14 protein-coding genes are annotated in these 15,194 nt (G+C 42.1%); 1 reads left to right on the plus strand and 13 read right to left on the minus strand.

Annotated elements, in window-relative coordinates; genetic code table 11:
• Positions 1 to 43 precede the first annotated feature (43 nt).
• Both rpmH and mscL read right to left on the minus strand, forming a co-directional pair.
• Positions 44 to 202 carry a 50S ribosomal protein L34 gene (rpmH, locus tag ACK2WI_RS11465; RefSeq protein WP_093098370.1) on the minus strand — a complete coding sequence of 53 codons (159 nt, stop codon included), beginning with the start codon at positions 200 to 202 and terminating at the stop codon, positions 44 to 46.
• A gap of 171 nt (positions 203 to 373) precedes the next feature.
• Positions 374 to 781 carry a large-conductance mechanosensitive channel protein MscL gene (mscL, locus tag ACK2WI_RS11470; RefSeq protein ID WP_093098372.1) on the minus strand — a complete coding sequence of 136 codons (408 nt, stop codon included), beginning with the start codon at positions 779 to 781 and terminating at the stop codon, positions 374 to 376.
• 333 nt (positions 782 to 1,114) lie between these two features.
• On the opposite strand from mscL, the gene ACK2WI_RS11475 reads away from it, so the two are divergent.
• Complete coding sequence (locus ACK2WI_RS11475) at positions 1,115 to 1,759, plus strand: response regulator transcription factor (RefSeq protein WP_093098373.1); 645 nt, start codon at positions 1,115 to 1,117, stop codon at positions 1,757 to 1,759.
• Positions 1,760 to 1,813: 54 nt separating this feature from the next.
• Here ACK2WI_RS11475 and ACK2WI_RS11480 read toward each other — a convergent pair whose 3' ends face one another.
• The 11 genes from ACK2WI_RS11480 to ACK2WI_RS11530 all read right to left on the minus strand — a co-directional run bounded on the left by ACK2WI_RS11480 (position 1,814) and on the right by ACK2WI_RS11530 (position 15,194).
• Positions 1,814 to 2,950 carry a sugar phosphate isomerase/epimerase family protein gene (locus ACK2WI_RS11480; protein ID WP_409150900.1) on the minus strand — a complete coding sequence of 379 codons (1,137 nt, stop codon included), beginning with the start codon at positions 2,948 to 2,950 and terminating at the stop codon, positions 1,814 to 1,816.
• A gap of 78 nt (positions 2,951 to 3,028) precedes the next feature.
• The gene (locus tag ACK2WI_RS11485; RefSeq protein WP_093098376.1) at positions 3,029 to 3,214 is read right to left on the minus strand and encodes a histone H1; all 186 of its coding nucleotides are present in this window, start codon (positions 3,212 to 3,214) and stop codon (positions 3,029 to 3,031) included.
• Between the two features lie 131 nt (positions 3,215 to 3,345).
• A complete protein-coding gene (gene ftsZ / locus ACK2WI_RS11490; protein ID WP_093098377.1) occupies positions 3,346 to 5,049 on the minus strand; it encodes a cell division protein FtsZ in 1,704 nt (567 codons plus the stop codon).
• A 141-nt stretch (positions 5,050 to 5,190) separates the two neighbouring features.
• On the minus strand, positions 5,191 to 6,573 hold the full coding sequence (ftsA, locus tag ACK2WI_RS11495; RefSeq protein ID WP_093098379.1) for a cell division protein FtsA: 1,383 nt from the start codon (positions 6,571 to 6,573) through the stop codon (positions 5,191 to 5,193).
• A 33-nt stretch (positions 6,574 to 6,606) separates the two neighbouring features.
• Positions 6,607 to 7,437, minus strand: a complete 831-nt coding sequence (locus ACK2WI_RS11500) for a cell division protein FtsQ (protein ID WP_312696518.1) — start codon at positions 7,435 to 7,437, stop codon at positions 6,607 to 6,609.
• Positions 7,427 to 8,785, minus strand: coding sequence for a UDP-N-acetylmuramate--L-alanine ligase (gene murC, locus ACK2WI_RS11505; protein ID WP_409150902.1), 1,359 nt, complete (start codon positions 8,783 to 8,785; stop codon positions 7,427 to 7,429). The genes ACK2WI_RS11500 and murC overlap by 11 nt, the downstream gene beginning before the upstream one ends.
• A gap of 3 nt (positions 8,786 to 8,788) precedes the next feature.
• The gene (murG, locus tag ACK2WI_RS11510; RefSeq protein ID WP_409150904.1) at positions 8,789 to 9,889 is read right to left on the minus strand and encodes an undecaprenyldiphospho-muramoylpentapeptide beta-N-acetylglucosaminyltransferase; all 1,101 of its coding nucleotides are present in this window, start codon (positions 9,887 to 9,889) and stop codon (positions 8,789 to 8,791) included.
• A gap of 12 nt (positions 9,890 to 9,901) precedes the next feature.
• On the minus strand, positions 9,902 to 11,095 hold the full coding sequence (locus ACK2WI_RS11515; RefSeq protein ID WP_093098385.1) for an FtsW/RodA/SpoVE family cell cycle protein: 1,194 nt from the start codon (positions 11,093 to 11,095) through the stop codon (positions 9,902 to 9,904).
• Between the two features lie 11 nt (positions 11,096 to 11,106).
• Positions 11,107 to 12,480, minus strand: coding sequence for a UDP-N-acetylmuramoyl-L-alanine--D-glutamate ligase (gene murD, locus ACK2WI_RS11520; protein WP_409150907.1), 1,374 nt, complete (start codon positions 12,478 to 12,480; stop codon positions 11,107 to 11,109).
• 6 nt (positions 12,481 to 12,486) lie between these two features.
• Entirely contained in the window at positions 12,487 to 13,731 is a 1,245-nt protein-coding gene (mraY, locus tag ACK2WI_RS11525) for a phospho-N-acetylmuramoyl-pentapeptide-transferase (RefSeq protein WP_093098388.1), read from the minus strand.
• Between the two features lie 5 nt (positions 13,732 to 13,736).
• Positions 13,737 to 15,194: a UDP-N-acetylmuramoyl-L-alanyl-D-glutamate--2,6-diaminopimelate ligase gene (locus ACK2WI_RS11530; protein WP_409150909.1), complete on the minus strand. Its 1,458-nt coding sequence runs from the start codon at positions 15,192 to 15,194 to the stop codon at positions 13,737 to 13,739.

Below are 15,194 nucleotides of genomic sequence, written 5' to 3' on the forward strand. Positions count from 1 at the left end.
CGGCTAAAACAGCGCGGTCCCTATATCACCGGCGAGCGCAAGATTAACCTTTGTGACGGCTTTCGTCAGAAACTGAAAGGCGTTTTCTTCCTTTTGCTCTACGAGCAGCAAGTACTCTTCTACCATTTGCAGAGCTCATACGCTCTCTGAATCCGTGTTTATTTCTTCTTTTTCTTTGCGAAGGTTGAAATGTTCTCTTCATGACGCTTTTATGCTTGTTTTAATACTTTTAATCAAATTATCCCTCAAAAGAGGAATGCAAAAATAAAGTTTATTTCACACATACGCAACACTCTAAATCTAATAAATAAAAAAAAGCAAATTATTTAGGCGAATAACCTGCATAATTTGCTTTAGAGCATATATTTAATGCTTATTTATTTTTTAAAATATCGCGGATCTCAGTAAGCAAAGTTTCTTCTTTTGTAGGTGCTGGAGCTGCTTCTGGTTCTTTTGGTTCTTCTTTTTTCAAGGAATTGATCCCTTTGATCACCAAGAAAATACAGAAAGCGATGATCAGGAACTGGATCAACACGTTGATGAAGTTACCGTAAGTAACGGCCACTTCAGCCACACCTGCAGCTTCGTTTCCTTCTTTGATCACATACTTCATGGCAGAGAAATCTACACCACCAGTGAGATATCCGATTGGGGGCATAATGATATCGTCCACCAAAGAGGTCACGATCTTTCCAAATGCACCACCGATAACAACACCGACAGCTAGGTCAATCACGCTGCCGCGCATAGCGAATTCTTTAAATTCTTTTAAAAATCCCATAAGTTAAATAGTCTAAAAGTGAATATAATATGTTTAAATTGTTTTTGCTTAAATAGTCGTGCAATGTATTGAATATCTTACAAAAAAAGCTGTTTACAATCATAAATTGAAATTAATTTAAAAATAAATGAGTATTTTTAATGTACACTAAGTACTTCTACCATGGAGACTGTACGCAAAACTTTAATTTAATTTTTATACAGAGCGAATACATATAAAATTATTATATTTGAGGAAACAAATTAACTACTAAATATAATTTTTCAACCCTATTCCAACTGTTGGGAAATTATTAAAATCATGTGGATCTAGGGTAATTTGTGTAATAACTTTATGAAAAAAATATTAATAGCCGACGACCATATTATTGTCCGACTGGGGGTTTCAACTGCCATTAAAGAGACTTTAAAGACTGTTGAGATTGTCCATGCGCAGACATATGATGAGGTATTTGCACAATTAAAGACAACAAATTTTGATTTACTTCTCCTAGATATCAATATGCCTGGGGGTAATAACATCAAGGTGATCAAAGAGTTGTTGGACATGCAACCTGACTTAAAAATCTTAGTCTTCTCTTCGTATGACGAGACCCTGTATGCTCTTCGCTATATCGAGGCAGGTGCTGCGGGATATGTCAACAAAACTACGAGCATGACCGAATTCACCAATGCCATCAACAGCATTTTTGAACGGGGACGCTATATGTCTGAAGCCATTAAGGACCTTTATGTTCAGAAACTGACCACCAGCAAATCCAAGGTGGATAGCTTGAACCCATTGTACAAACTATCTAACCGCGAAATGGACGTGGCAAGACATCTAATCGAAGGATTGGGCATTATTGAGGTTTCAAACAGGTTGAACTTGAGTTCTTCCACCGTGAGTACCTATAAAAGTAGGATTTTCGAGAAACTGGGTGTGCACAACATTCCAGATTTGATATCGCTGTTCAAAATGAACGCAGATAAGGAATAACCAAATGGTTATTCCTTATTTTTTTATAGGTTCTTTTTTAGGATTTTGATCTAGCTAGGTCAAATCACCCATGCTTTTCACGGGAATGTCTTCTCGTGAGACTAATTTCAGCGCTTTCTGTTCAGTAAACTCATAGCCTTGGGAGTCTAGCTTCCATAACAAGGGGGAAAGGAAGCTGATACAGGCTTTGGCGCCTTGGTTAATGGCAGCCAGGTTATGGGTGTCCTTGGAGTTCTTTGCTTCGTTTTCGATTTCAAAAGGTCCAGAAAAACCGCGGTCATGAAGGGTTTCCACAAAACTGTTCCAGTCCATATCATCCGTACCTCCGAAGCCTGGAAGCATAGCCGTATAATGATGGCGGTCCCAATCACTTTGGGGAACACTTACACCTGCTAATTGAGCCAGATCAGCATTGACCTGTTGCATAGGGTACATCCCACCCCACTCAATCCTACCTTTGCTGCTCAACATCCTCGTGGTCTTGACATGCACACGTTTTAAGCGATCAATATCCATTTCTTCAATGACTTCAACCGGGTCGGTATTTTGCCAGATATCATGGGAAGGATCATAAATCTCGCCATGTGCCTTGCTCGGAATCATGGCATACATCAACTTGCGCGCAGCCAAAACCCCAGGGAGATTATTGAAGGTGCTAGTGTAACGGGAAGATCGCCAACCTTCCATCGGGCAGTTCTCATAGACCACGGTAACCCCTAAGTCTTCTGCATAGCGAATAATGGGTTCAAAGACCCTTTTATACTCATCCAGGTTCTTTTGGAAGCCGTCGATCTGATTTCCAAGCTCATGGTTATAACCTACAAAGGTCCCAACCATTACATTGTTCTCATCACCACCAAGCAAATGGGCTATTCTAATCAGTTTTAAGAGATGGTTTTGGTTTTTCAGTCTTTCCCCTTCATCACCGCCGATCATGTTCTCAAAGGCGCCCAAAGACAGCCTAAGCCCTTTGTTATTGAAGGCCTCCAAGGTTCTCTTGGCTTCCTCTGATCCAAAGCCATCATAATCTAAATGGGTGGCGGTATGGTCGGCTCGTGCGCCATCCTTACGGAATACACAGAGATCAATGCCCTGCGCGCCTAAACGGGAAGCGGTATCTAAAAGTTCTGCTTGTCCCAATTGATCGTAAGCGGAGCTCATCAACCAAATGGGATTCTGGATCTGTTTCATCTTATATCTAGTTTATTCGAATATACACATAAAAAAAGCCCAAAAATGGGCTTAGTTCTTAATAGGGTTTAAAGATCTTTATTTTTTGTTTTTGAGATCTTGGATTCCTAGGCGTAGATCCTGGGCTAAAGTCTTAATATCCTGCAGACCTTTTCTTACGCGTGTACCAGCGGCACTATTTCCTTTTGCAAAAAACTTGTCTGCGTCATGTTCTAATCCGTCAATTAGAGACTTCAACTCTTTGAATTTATCAATACTTGCCATAACTTTTAGTTTTGTTTATAATTTTTTATAGTAACTCACTTAAAATTAGCATCTTTTTTCTATAAACAAAATCTAAAAAACAAAAAAGGTGACCTTTTCAAGCCACCCTTTATTTATTAAATAGGATAAGATTAATCTACATTATCGTGTAGGAAAGAGTTGTTTGGTCTGATTTCAGTCTCACCATCATCAAAAGATAGGGTAAAACGGGAAACCTGAGACTCGGATGAATGAGGCACATCGTCTAATGTTTTTTGCTTTCTTTTGTAAGCAGGCTCATTCTCAAGCTCTTGAAGACCATTTGAAGATTTCAATTTCATGCTCAACTCTTTCAAACGAAGGATACGTTCCTTGGTTTTCAACAATTGATCTTCGAAATTGCTTTCTTCTTTCTTAGCTTCTTCCAACTCGATTTCAGCTTTTGGCTGAGCTACTTCGTTCACCGGTTCTGGAGTTGGCTCTTCCTTCTCTTCAGCAGGCTTGTATGTATCAAATACAGTAGGCAACTTGAACTCGAACAAAGAAGGTGAAGTTTTCAATTCAAATCCGTGTGGATTTGCATCTTCTTCAATTTCTTCCACATCAGAGTTATCATCTAATTCCAAGGTATGGCGAACGATTTGAGAATCGTTTTTCTCCACCGCATTTGCTTGAGCAGCTACTGCTGCCTTGTTTGAAAACAAGTCGCTCTGTGGAGCTTGATTCGTAGGGGTATCCACTGGAGTACTAGGCTTTACGAAAGCACTAGCTTCAGTATTGGTTCTATCCACGAATTGATTGGTAGTTACCGGTTTTACGAAAGCTGAAGTCGACACCTCGGGAGTCAAAGGAATGGCAATCTTTTCCATTTCTTTTTCCTTCACGCGCTCTTCAGAAGTTTGAAAACCAGTTGCTATTATAGTTACTGAAAGTTCCTCTTCGTAGTTTGCATCGATACAGTTACCCCAGATTAAGTCAGCCGAAAGACCAGCTTTTTCTTGGATGTAATCGGTAATGATCGCAACCTCATCCATTGTTACCTCACGAGTACCGGAAGTAATGTTCAATAAAATGTAACGAGCACCTTCAATTTCATTGTCTTTTAATAATGGTGATGCCAACGCGCCAGTTACAGCATCTAATGCACGTTGTTCACCTGTTGCCACGGCATTACCCATGATTGCAACACCAGAATCGTTCATTACGGTACGAACGTCCTTGAAATCGACGTTTACATATCCAGGGATGGTGATGATTTCTGCTATACCTTTGGCAGCAGTGGTCAAGATATCATCTGCCTTAGCAAATGCAGCAGTCATCGTCAAGTTCCCGAAGATTTCGCGCAAACGGTCGTTTGAAATAACTAAATAAGAGTCAACGTATTTGCGAAGTTCTCCCAAACCGTCTTCTGCTTGCATACGACGACGTTTACCTTCGAATGTGAATGGAGTTGTAACGATCGCAACGGTCAAGATTCCTAATTCCTTTGCTGCCTTAGCAAGCACCGGACTAGCTCCAGTACCAGTACCACCACCCATTCCTGCAGTAATGAAAAGCATCTTTGTATTGGTACCCAACATACGTTTGATATCCTCAATACTTTCGATAGCTGAGTTTTCACCAACATCAGGATCAGCGCCAGCACCCATACCTTCTGTAAGACTCGCTCCCAATTGCACCTTGTTTGGAATAGGGCTCAGTTCCAAAGCTTGCGCATCCGTATTGCAAACTATGAAATCCACACCACTAATTCCCTGCTTATACATGTGATTGACTGCGTTTCCGCCGCCCCCACCTACACCAATTACCTTGATAATTGATGAGTTCTCCTTTAACATTTCAAATTGTATCGACATATATTTTATCCTATTTAATTCTTCATCAAGCCTTTACGTTAACACAACGCAAGTCAACAATTCTAATGTAATATTACCAAATTCTTAACAAGAGTTTTCCACATTTGTTAAAATGTGGAAAAAACAAGCTGATGTTGATAATTATTTCTTACCGATGAAAGTGTCGTCGTCTATATCCGCTCCATCTTTGATCCAATCGCCTAAAAAACGAGTCAACCACCCTTCTTTTTTGTTTTGACCTTCCGCTATTTCTTTAACGCCTTCTTTCACTTTTACGTGTGTAGTGGCCGTCTTTTTGATGAATTTTTCCTCATTTCTTTTCTCTTCCTCTTCGATAGACTGAATCCCTTTGATCAACAATCCGATACCTGTTGCATACAATGGGCTTTTCAATTCTTCGAAAGCCTGCTTGTTCAACATATCGGTTTTTGCAAGGTATTCATTCGGGTAGCCAATGCGGCAATCGATTCCTGTGATATATTCTACCAACTGAACCAAATGCTTCAATTGCGCACCACCTCCAGTGATCACGATCCCGGCAATCAATTTGTCTTCATATCCTGAAGATTTGATTTCATAGAACACGTGCTCAATGATCTCTTCCATTCTCGCTTGAATGATATATGCTAAGTTCTTTACAGAAATCTCTTTAGCTTCCCTTCCTCTAATACCAGGTACACAGATAACCTCGTTTTCTTTGTTCTCATCTGCTAAAGCTGATCCGTATCTTACTTTCAATTGCTCTGCTTGATTGCGCAACACTGCACAACCTTGACGGATATCTTCCGTCACGATATTTCCGCCCAAAGGAATTACTGCCGTATGGCGGATAATACCTTCATGGAAGATTGCAACGTCTGTGGTACCACCACCGATATCCACCAACACAACACCTGCAGTCTTTTCCTCTTCATCCAACACAGCCTCGGATGATGCAAGAGGTTCAAGGATCAATTCAGAAACTTCAAGATCAGAGTTGTCCACACATCTCTTGATGTTCTTGATATCGGTAACACGACCTGAGATGATATGGAAGTTTGCTTCCACGCGTCTACCTGCCATACCGATAGGTTCTTTGATACCCGGTTCGTTGTCAATTGTAAATTCTTGTGGTAAAACATGGATGATCTCTTCTCCCGGAGGAAGGACCAATTTGTACATGTCCGAGATCAAACGCTCGATATCTAGGCGTCCGATTTCATCATCGTCATTCTTTGTTAAAATACCACGGTGTTGGATACTCTTGATGTGCTGTCCGGCAATACCTACATTGACAACTTTGATGTCAACGTTGGATTGACCTTCAGCCACAGCAACAGCCTCACGGATACTGGTCACCGTCTTCTGGATGTTGGCAACAACTCCACGATTAACGCCGGCAGACTCCGCTTTCCCTACACCTAATAACTCAACCTTGTTCGATCCACTACGACGACCTACAGTGACGCAGATCTTTGTCGTACCGATGTCCAATCCAACGATAATTGGATTTTCTTTTTCATTTTCTACAATTCTAGGTTTCATATGCTGTGTTTGATGCTGTATGTAATTTATTTCTTAAATCTTCTTGTTAATTTTCATTTGTAGGCTATCGATAAACCAATCGCCTTTGCGCTCGCAGACAATCTGTCCACTGTATTTCACATTCACCTTGCTATATGCATCGGATCCTACCTTCGGAAGGATATGTGTATAAAATTTCTTCAATCGGTCCAATTTGTAACTTAAAGAGTCCGCATTGCCGATGATCAGCTGCTGGCTACCCACTCTAGGAACGATCTCAATATCCTTTTCATCGTTGACATAAAGCTGAACGATCTGGTTGCTCCAAAGCTCATCGGTTTTGGTCTCTTCAACGATTTTCACCAAGTCCTTCACCAATTGGCTGTTTACAGGCTCCAATGATTTTTTGTAGCCCTCTTTAATATTTCCATTGGCAACCATCACATGTGGTACATACTTCAAAGTCACCGGGATCTTATTGCCTTTGGAGTCTACATAAAACTCTTGTCCGCCTTGATTGATAATCCTTACAACAACCTCGCGCTGTTGAACTGCAACTCGCATCGTTCCATCCATATCCATATGAACATCCGCATTGGATACATAAGGGGATTTCTTTAGTTCTGTTTCGATCTGTTGCAATGGCAATTGGTTCAATTGCTTGCCAACCACTGCTCCAAACTTCTCTTTGATCATCGATGAAATATCATTTTGATCAATGAAAGTCTCTTTCCCTTCTACCATTACTTTCAGTGCCGTACATTCCTGCACCTGGTCTTTCTTGTTGACCAAACTCATCAACATCCCCACTCCAACGATCGCCACTAATCCTAAGAAAAAATAGCCGACTTGACGCCATTGAATATTTCTTATTCTATTTAGCATGGTTCAATTCTTCTTTAAGTGGTTTAACCAGTTTGTCAATATCTCCAGCTCCAACAGTTACCAATAACTCTGGATCTTCTGTTCTCACGATTTCCAGAACTTCTTCTGGGCTTACTAAGCGTTTGTTGTCCAATTCAATTTTATTCAACAACCAAGTTGAATCAACACCTTCAATTGGCAATTCTCTTGCCGGATAGATCTCCATCAAAAGAAGTTCATCTGCCAATGCTAATACCTCTGCAAAGCCATCCACGAAATCCCTAGTCCTGCTGAACAAGTGCGGTTGGAAAACCACTGTTAGTTTCTTATTTGGATATAGCTTTCTCATCGAGGTCAAAAATGCCCTCAACTCTTCTGGATGATGTGCATAATCATCGATGTACACATTCTTATCAGACTTTACGATGTATTCAAAGCGTCTTTTCACACCTTGGAAATCCGACAATGCCGCCACGATTTTATCTGCTGCAATATCCAATAAATGGGCAACCGTAATGGCCGCTACTGCATTTTCAACATTATGCAATCCCGGAATCCCCAAATGAATATCCTTGATCACTAAATCAGCAGAATGGTAGTCAAAATAGAACTCACCATTCTCTACCCTTACATTTTCAGCATAGGCATCGCAAACCTGCTCTCTTGCATAGCTGATATCACCTGTAAATGGCAGTCCTACTTTCACGATTTTCTTTCCACCATCTACGACTCTATCCAGGAACATCTCAAAAGAAGTAATCAACTCTTGAGGGTCGCCATAGATATCCAAATGATCTGCATCCGCAGAAGTCACGATGGCAATATTAGGATGCAGGGTCAAGAAGGAGCGATCATATTCATCGGCCTCCACCACCACTACATCATTTTCTCCAAAAAGCACGTTGTTCTGATAGTTTGTACTGATTCCGCCCAAGAATGCCGAGCAATCAAAACCAGAATGTTTCAAAACATGTGCTACCATGGTAGAAGTTGTTGTCTTTCCATGCGTACCTGCAACGGCGATAGTAAATCGGCTCGCCGAGATAAAACCTAATACCTGAGAGCGTTTGAACAGTTCATGACCATTATCAACAAAAAACGCTTTCAATTTAAGGTCCTTCGGAATTGCAGGAGTGAAAATGATCAGGGTCTCATCGCTTGCCGAATTAAAAGCAGCAGGAACTGAATCCACATCATCAGCATAACTGATTGGCATTCCTTCCGCTTCTAAAGTTCTGGTAAGCTCTGTGGAGGTACGGTCATAACCAGCCACCTCACAGCCCAAACGACTAAAATAACGAGCCAATCCGCTCATGCCGATTCCGCCGATACCCAGGAGATAAACTCTTTTTATTTTGTCGATATTCATTTTCTATTTTTCTATTATACTCAATACTTCTTGTGCGATAACCTCATCTGCATCAGCCAAGGCCAATTTCAGGATGTGCTCTCCTAGTTCCCTTTGTTTAGCTCCATCCTGGAACAATCCAAGGACCGTATTCACCAACTCTTCCCTAGCCACTTGGTCTTTTACCATCAATGCGGCATCTTTCTCAACCAGGGCATTTGCATTCTTGGTCTGATGGTCATCTGCGACATTCGGCGAAGGCACTAATACCACTGGCTTTCCTACCACACATAGTTCCGATATGGTTCCTGCACCTGCTCTAGCCACGATGACATCAGCTGCGGCATAAGCATAATCCATGCGCTCTAAGAATGGCATCAACTTGATCGAGTCTGGTAATTGATCTGCTAATTCAGAATTCAATTTCTCGTAATAGTAGCTACCACATTGCCAGATCACTTGAATCCCCGCCGTTACCAACTTCTCCAGCCCTCCTTTGATGCTATCGTTCAAGGTCAATGCCCCCAAGCTTCCTCCAGTAACCAACAAGGTTTTCTTGTCCAGGTCCAATCCAAAAGCATGGATAGCTTCCTCTCGTTTACCTTCGATAGCAACTGAGGATTTACGGATAGGATTACCGGTCAACAAGACGCGATCCGCTGGAAAGAACCTTTCCATACCTTCATAGGCTACACAGATCTTCTTTGCCTTTGCTCCCAACTTCTTGTTAGTAACCCCAGCAAATGAATTCTGCTCTTGGATTACGGTAGGCAATCCCATCATATTCGCCATCATCAATAATGGACCAGATGCATACCCTCCAACACCAATTGCTGCTTCCGCTTTAAAATCTTTAAGAACTTTCCTCGCCTTCCACAAGCTTTTTACCATCTTGAAGGGAAGACTAATATTTTTAAGTAAGGACTGGCGGTTGATCCCAACGATATCCAATCCTACTATTTCATATCCCGCTGCCGGAACTCGTTCCATCTCCATCTTACCATTAGCTCCTACAAACAGGATCTCAATATCTGGAGACAGGTTTTTCAACGCATTGGCTATCGCTATCGCAGGAAAGATATGTCCTCCCGTTCCACCACCACTTATGATTACTCGATGCGCCATTCAATATTTCAATTAAATTGTTCCAACTACCACTTTGCGTGGAGCCTTTGCAACTTCTTTTTCTTCTTTAACTTTCAATTCTTCCACATTACGGCTCACACTTAGGATAATCCCCAAGGCTACACTCGTAAATAAGATCGATGTCCCCCCCATACTCACTAAGGGAAGTGGAACCCCGGTCACTGGTCCAAGACCAACGGCAACCGCCATGTTTGCCAAAGCCTGAATCGTCAGACTGAAGCCCAAACCGGCTGCCAGGAACGCCCCGAAGGCCCTCGGACTTAAGGTGACAATCCGGATACATCGATACATCAATGCGATATACAGGAAGAGCAATACCGCCCCTCCAATCGTGCCATACTCTTCAATGATAATGGCAAAAATAAAATCTGAATATGGGTGAGGTAATACGTTACGCTGAACACTGTTACCAACACCTTTACCAAACATCTCACCTGTAGCAATCGCTATCTTGGCATTATTAGCCTGGTAGTTTTTATCATCCTGGAAGGAACCTTTTCCTTCATGCACTTCTTCTGTATTGAAGAAACCTTGAATACGGCTCAGGTAAGTAGCCCGTCTAGGTCCCATAAAGATCACCAGCATCAATAGAACCCCACCGCCCATACAAACCACCGCAATCTGTTTGAAACTGATACGACCGATCAACAGCAACAAAACACTAACACCAAACAGCATCAAAGCTGTAGATAAGTTTGCCCATGCGATTAAAACGAACACAAAACAAACCGCTCCCATGATCGGAATAAAGGATTTCTTCACGTCCTTGATCTCCTCTTGCTTACGGGATAGCATCCTTGCCAAGAAGGTAATCAAAGCCAATTTCGCCAAATCCGAAGTCTGGAAAGTCTGATTGATCACCGGGATGGTCAACCAACGACTGGCATCATTTACCTTGCTTCCGAATACTAGGGTATATAACAACAATGGAATCGTGACTACCATCAGCAATTTGGAAATCCCAGCATAATAGCGGTAATCCAATTTATGTGATAGATACATCATCACTAAACCGGCCACAACAATGAAAAGGTGTTTGAATAAATAAAGTTCAGTACCCTTTCCTTCCTTGTAAGCCAAGGTTCCTACCGAACTGTAAACAGCCAATAGTGACCAGATGGACAACAAGATCACAATGATCCAGATCCATTTATCGCCTTTTAGTTTAGAAAAAATGTATTCCATTGTCCTCCTAATTATAAAGTCATTACTGCTTCCTTAAATTTGTCACCACGATCTTCGTAGTTCTTGAACCAGTCAAAGCTGGCACATGCTGGCGATAACAATACCGTATCACCCTTCTTAGCCAGATGCGAAGCAATCTGAACGGCATCACTCATCGATGCACTATTCACGATCACATCCGTATCATCTTCAAAAGCCTCATGGATACGGCCAGTATCCTTTCCGATACAGATGATCGCTTTCACTTTTGACTTCACTAAGTCCTTCAACATTTCGTAGTCGTTTCCTTTATCCACACCACCCATAATCAACACGATATCTGTAGAGAAACTTTCCAAGGCGTACCAAACCGAATTGACATTGGTCGCTTTAGAATCATTGATATAATTAACCCCACCGATACAAGCTACGTGCTCCAATCTGTGTTCCACGTTTACAAAAGAACCCATGCTCTCCTTCATCGTTTGGTTTCTCAATTCCTGAGCCTTAGCAACCAGTCCTGAAGCCATGTTGTTGTAAACATTGTGCTTGCCTTGCAGTGATAATTCTTCGATATTCATGATAAAAGCTTCTCTATTTGGTATTAAAATGTTCAAATTCTTCTCGTCGTCCAGATACGCTCCGGTATCTACTATCCCCTCTTGTGTAAATGGCAGGTGCATTGCTGCGGTTGGATGCTTCTCCAGGGCTGCCATGGTCTCCGGATCATCCTTACAATAGATAAAGTAATCCGTCGGCCTTTGATTTTGAACCATGCGGAACTTCGATGCCACATAATTCTCCATCTTATAATCATATCGATCTAAATGATCGGGTGTGATATTCAAGATCACGGCAACATCAGCGCGGAAGTGGTACATATCATCCAGCATAAAACTGGAGATCTCCAAAACGTAAGCATCATGTTGCTCTCTAGCTACCTGCAAGGCAAAGCTATTTCCTATATTTCCGGCTAGGCCTACATTCAAACCTGCATTCTTCAATATATGGTAAGTCAACAAAGTGGAAGTTGTCTTCCCGTTTGACCCGGTGATGCACAATAACTTGGCATCGGTATATTGAGCGGCAAACTCGATTTCCGAAATGATCGGAAGGCCTAAACCTCTTAATTCCTTTATCAATGGAGCCTTCTCTGGAATCCCAGGACTCTTCACCACTAGGTCGGCATTGATCACCGATTCCTTTGTATGCTGTCCCTCTTCAAATGCGATCCCCTCTTTTTCCAAAGTGGCTTTATACGTATCAGCTATAGCGCCCATATCTGACACAAACACATCAAAACCCTTATCCTTTCCCAGGATTGCTGCACCAACTCCACTCTCACCTGCGCCTAAAATTACTAGACGGCCAGTTTGGGGGTAATATGTATGTGCTATGTTCGGCATCTTCTACTATCTTACTTTTAATGTGACAATGGTCAAAATGGCCAGCATGATCGACACAATCACAAATCGTGTCACGATCTTGGACTCATGGTAACCTTTCTTCTGATAATGGTGGTGCAATGGCGACATCAGGAAGATCCTTCTGCCCTCACCATATTTCTTCTTGGTATACTTGAAGTAAGAAACCTGAAGGATAACCGATAGATTCTCAATCAAGAAAATACCACACAACACCGGGATCAATAATTCTTTACGGATCAGGATCGCGAATGCAGCAATGATACCACCGATTGCCAAACTCCCTGTATCACCCATAAACACTTGTGCAGGGTAGGCATTGTACCAAAGGAAACCTGTACAGGCTCCAACAAATGCACCCGCAAAAATCACCAGCTCACCCGAATTCGGGATAAACATAATGTTTAGGTAATCCGCAAAAATGATGTTACCCGACACATAGGCTAGGATAGCCAAGGTAATCCCCATAATAGCGGAGGTTCCCGTGGCGAGCCCGTCTATACCATCTGTAATATTCGCTCCATTGGAGACCGCCGTGATAATAAACACGACAACGACCAAGAAAACAAAGAACGTAGCCAAAGGGCTATTGACACCGAATACGTCCAATACTTTGGCGTAATCGAACTCATTGTTTTTGTAAAATGGAATGTTTGTCTTTGTAGACTTCACATTCTCAGCATAAGTCTTCTCGCCAGTTGATGGATTGATAATCACTTCCACCGGTTTTGAAGAAGTTGGATTTGCTACCTGTTGTCTTGCAACAATCTCAGGATGGAAATACATAGTAATCGCGATCAGCACACCTAATCCTACCTGACCAATCACCTTAAACTTCCCAGCCAATCCTTCTTTATTCTTACGGAATACTTTGATGTAGTCATCCAAGAATCCGATTGCACCCATCCAGATCGTCGTAATGATCATCAGGATGATGTAGATATTATCCAGTTTTGCAAAGAGCAATGTTGGAATCAAGATACCGGCGATAATGATCAGTCCACCCATGGTAGGGGTTCCTTGCTTTTTCTTCTCACCTTCCAATCCTAAATCGCGGATGGTCTCTCCAACTTGTTTTTGGTGCAGTAAGCGAATCAATCGGCTACCGAATACCGTTGTGATGATTAACGAAAGGATAACTGCCATGGCTGTACGAAACGAGATATATTGGAATAATCCAGCACCAGGAATATGGACGTGCTCGTTAAGCCAAGTGAATAAATAGTAAAGCATGCAGTTTAATTATGTTCGTTAAAAATCTTTATTAATTCCTCTTTATCGTCAAAGTGATTTTTCACCCCATTGATATCTTGATATTTCTCATGTCCTTTTCCAGCCACCAAGATTACATCACCTGGTTGCGCTAGGTGGAAAGCAGCACGGATGGCTTCTCTTCTATCCGTAATCGAGAAAACATTCTTGCGCTTATCCGCGGAAATACCAACCTCCATCTCTTTGATGATGGTAGCAGGATCTTCCGTCCTTGGATTGTCTGAAGTCAAGACCACTTTATCGCTTAACCTCGATGCCACTTCAGCCATCTCCGGGCGCTTGGTCTTATCACGATCTCCACCACAACCTAAAACCGTCAAGATCTGCTGTCCAGGTTTCCTCAATGCGCCAATGGTTTCCAATACATTTTCAACCGCATCTGGCGTATGGGCATAATCCACAATGGCAACCACACCTGTTGAGGATTTCATGGTTTCAAAACGTCCTTCTGCTCCAGTGATCTCGCTCAATGCCATCAAAACCTTCACTGTCTCTTGCTCCAATAAAATCGAAGCACCATACACAGCCAATAGGTTATAAGCATTGAAATCACCAACCAACTTCACCCACACTTCCTGTCCATCAACCTGCAATAGCATCCCATCAAAATGGCTTTCAAAGATTTTAGCCTTAAAGTCTGCCATTTGGTGCAAACCATAGGTTTTCTTATGCGCAAATGTATTCTGAAGCATCACCTGACCGTTTTTATCATCGATATTGGTCAATGCAAATGCATATCTGTCTAAATCATCAAAGAACTTTTTCTTGGCCTTGATATAGTTGGCGAAAGTTCCATGGAAGTCCAAGTGATCATGCGTGATATTGGTAAAGATGCCACCCGCAAATTTCAACCCGGCAATGCGTTGCTGAACAACCGCATGCGAACTCACTTCCATAAAACAGTAGTCACATCCATCTTCCACCATTTCCTTCAACAGTGAATTCAATGATATCGGATCAGGAGTGGTATGGGTCGCTTCCACCACACGCTCACCTATTTGGTTCTGCACCGTGGACAATAAGCCCACATGAAAACCTAATCGGCTGAACAGGTTAAAAAGCAAGGTCGCCACGGTCGTTTTCCCATTGGTACCTGTTACCCCTACTAATTTCAATTTCGAGGAAGGATTTCCGTAAAATGTAGAAGCCATTACACCTAATGCATAAGCCGAATCGCCGACTACCACATATACTACATCTTCTTTGATCTCCTCTGGTAATTCTTCTACCAGCACCACGGAAGCACCTAATTCAATCGCTTTATTAACGAATAGATGTCCATCGGTCTGATGCCCACGAACTGCCACAAACGCACTGCCCTTAACCGCTTTCCTTGAATCCAAGCATAGCGCGCTAACCTCTGTGTCCAGAGACCCACGGTAATCGATTACCGGAATGGCATGTAGCAACTCTTTCAACAACAT

This window comes from Sphingobacterium sp. BS-2 (genome assembly GCF_046161205.1).
GTDB lineage: Bacteria > Bacteroidota > Bacteroidia > Sphingobacteriales > Sphingobacteriaceae > Sphingobacterium > Sphingobacterium mizutaii.

Excerpts from the sequence above, each read along its gene's own strand:
- rpmH (WP_093098370.1), bottom strand. The coding sequence starts at position 202 with ATGAAGAGAACATTTCAACCTTCGCAAAGAAAAAGAAGAAATAAACAC.
- mscL (WP_093098372.1), bottom strand. The coding sequence starts at position 781 with ATGGGATTTTTAAAAGAATTTAAAGAATTCGCTATGCGCGGCAGCGTG.
- ACK2WI_RS11475 (WP_093098373.1), top strand. The coding sequence starts at position 1,115 with ATGAAAAAAATATTAATAGCCGACGACCATATTATTGTCCGACTGGGG.
- ftsA (WP_093098379.1), bottom strand. The coding sequence starts at position 6,573 with ATGAAACCTAGAATTGTAGAAAATGAAAAAGAAAATCCAATTATCGTT.
- mraY (WP_093098388.1), bottom strand. The coding sequence starts at position 13,731 with ATGCTTTACTATTTATTCACTTGGCTTAACGAGCACGTCCATATTCCT.
- murC (WP_409150902.1), bottom strand. The coding sequence starts at position 8,785 with ATGAATATCGACAAAATAAAAAGAGTTTATCTCCTGGGTATCGGCGGA.
- ACK2WI_RS11500 (WP_312696518.1), bottom strand. The coding sequence starts at position 7,437 with ATGCTAAATAGAATAAGAAATATTCAATGGCGTCAAGTCGGCTATTTT.
- ACK2WI_RS11530 (WP_409150909.1), bottom strand. The coding sequence starts at position 15,194 with ATGTTGTTGAAAGAGTTGCTACATGCCATTCCGGTAATCGATTACCGT.
- ACK2WI_RS11480 (WP_409150900.1), bottom strand. The coding sequence starts at position 2,950 with ATGAAACAGATCCAGAATCCCATTTGGTTGATGAGCTCCGCTTACGAT.
- ftsZ (WP_093098377.1), bottom strand. The coding sequence starts at position 5,049 with ATGTCGATACAATTTGAAATGTTAAAGGAGAACTCATCAATTATCAAG.
- ACK2WI_RS11485 (WP_093098376.1), bottom strand. The coding sequence starts at position 3,214 with ATGGCAAGTATTGATAAATTCAAAGAGTTGAAGTCTCTAATTGACGGA.
- murD (WP_409150907.1), bottom strand. The coding sequence starts at position 12,480 with ATGCCGAACATAGCACATACATATTACCCCCAAACTGGCCGTCTAGTA.
- ACK2WI_RS11515 (WP_093098385.1), bottom strand. The coding sequence starts at position 11,095 with ATGGAATACATTTTTTCTAAACTAAAAGGCGATAAATGGATCTGGATC.
- murG (WP_409150904.1), bottom strand. The coding sequence starts at position 9,889 with ATGGCGCATCGAGTAATCATAAGTGGTGGTGGAACGGGAGGACATATC.